The following is a 1,650-nucleotide window of genomic DNA, read 5'->3' as shown; positions in this document are numbered from 1 at the left end:
CCGTTATAACCAATTCAATCAATCAAAATACAGCTATATTGCATGACATAAAAATCTCTAACAATATTAAAAACCATGAATAAAGTACACCAAATATTCATAATAAGTTTAACATTCCTGTTAATTGTTTGTAAGAACCTGAAATGTCAAACAATTCCTCTAGGAGTAGTTTCAACAAGTGGCGAAACGTTTAAAAATGAAAATTTAACGCTCGACTGGACTCTTGGCGAACTCTTAGTTGGGTATTTATCGACAGACAGTATTATTGTAAGTTCTGGTCTTCATCAATCAAGTTATGAAATCATTTCAACGACTGAGAACCCAACATCAGGAATAGAAGTCAAAATTTTTCCTAATCCGACCTCATCGATGCTAGTTATTGAAATTGACAAAGAAATAGAAGGTCAATTTGATTTAATTCTATTTGACTCAAGTGGAAATCAAATTTGGAAAATGGAGCCTACATACACTGGATCCAAATTTTATAAAGATCTGGAAAGTTTACCATCAGGTTCCTATATCCTAAGCATCTCGAAGCAAAATAAATCAATACATCAGCTTTATAAAATTCTAAAAATTGACTAATGAAGAAATTTTATCAAATATTACTATTTACAATTTTAAGCACTTCTGTTTTCGCCCAAGTCCCTCAAGCTTTCAATTATCAAGGTGTTTTGAGAGATTTGGATGGAAATCCAATCCTTAATAAAGAGATAGCTTTAAAGTTGTCAATTCAAAATGAAAATCTAGAAAGTATTTACTCAGAAATTCATGAGTTAACAACATCAGCATCTGGAGTTTTTTCGCTTCAAGTTGGCAGAGGAAACGCAATAAATGGAGAATTTTCAGAAATAAACTGGGGAAATGGGTCGTATTTCTTAGAAATTGAAATTGATCAAAATGCAGGTCAGGATTTTCAACTATTTGGAATAAGTGAACTTCTTTCCGTTCCATATGCTCTATATTCTCAGAATACAAATATGATTTCAGGAGATGGTATAGAAATTATTGGAAACGAAATTCTTAATATAGGAGACTTAGATAGTCTAAACGAGATTCAAAGTCTCGTTCTTGACGGAAAGACTTTGACAATATCTAAAGGCAATAGCATTGATCTTCCGACTTTATCAAGCGATCTAGTTGCTGGAGAGGGATTAATCATTGAAAATGATTCAATCTTTAATGTAGGAGATCTAGATGCATCAAATGAGATTCAAAATTTGAGTATTTCTGGAGATACACTTACTGTTAGCAAAGGTAATTCAGTAACGCTCCCACAAACAAATAGATGGGATGGGTATGGACAAAGTTATATGCAAATTTTAAATGGTGATTTTCTCGGTCTTGAGTTTCATGAACCTTTAAGCTCCTTTTTCGCTTGTGGATGGAGTAGTGATAACAAGAATTCAATAATTACTGATGTATGCAATACTTTTATCATAAGATCTGCATCTGGAAAAACAATAAGCTTAATGACCTTAGATGACCAAGAAAACCGAAGAATTGTACAAATAGATAGAAATGGAAATGTCAAATTACACTCTCCAAATGCAGGAATTATCCTAAAATCACCAAATGGTAGTTGTTGGAAAAAACTAGTAGACAATGATGGAAATTGGATAACTGAACAAGTTTCTTGTAATTAAAGGA

At 32.3% G+C, this 1,650-nt stretch carries 2 protein-coding genes; both read left to right on the top strand.

Going from position 1 to position 1,650, the window contains the following annotated elements:
• Positions 1–75 precede the first annotated feature (75 nt).
• Positions 76–585, top strand: coding sequence for a T9SS type A sorting domain-containing protein (locus L2567_RS20880; RefSeq protein ID WP_235299809.1), 510 nt, complete (start codon positions 76–78; stop codon positions 583–585).
• Positions 585–1,646, top strand: a complete 1,062-nt coding sequence (locus L2567_RS20875; protein WP_235299808.1) for a hypothetical protein — start codon at positions 585–587, stop codon at positions 1,644–1,646. The genes L2567_RS20880 and L2567_RS20875 overlap by 1 nt, the downstream gene beginning before the upstream one ends.
• Positions 1,647–1,650 lie beyond the last annotated feature (4 nt).

The sequence above is a fragment of the Portibacter marinus genome (assembly GCF_021533195.1).
GTDB classification, from domain to species: Bacteria; Bacteroidota; Bacteroidia; order Chitinophagales; family Saprospiraceae; genus Portibacter; species Portibacter marinus.
This window is presented reverse-complemented; position numbering and strand designations above follow the sequence as displayed.

What these genes read in the sequence shown, in the direction of transcription:
- L2567_RS20880 (WP_235299809.1), top strand. Translation starts at nt 76, where the DNA reads ATGAATAAAGTACACCAAATATTCATAATAAGTTTAACATTCCTGTTA.
- L2567_RS20875 (WP_235299808.1), top strand. Translation starts at nt 585, where the DNA reads ATGAAGAAATTTTATCAAATATTACTATTTACAATTTTAAGCACTTCT.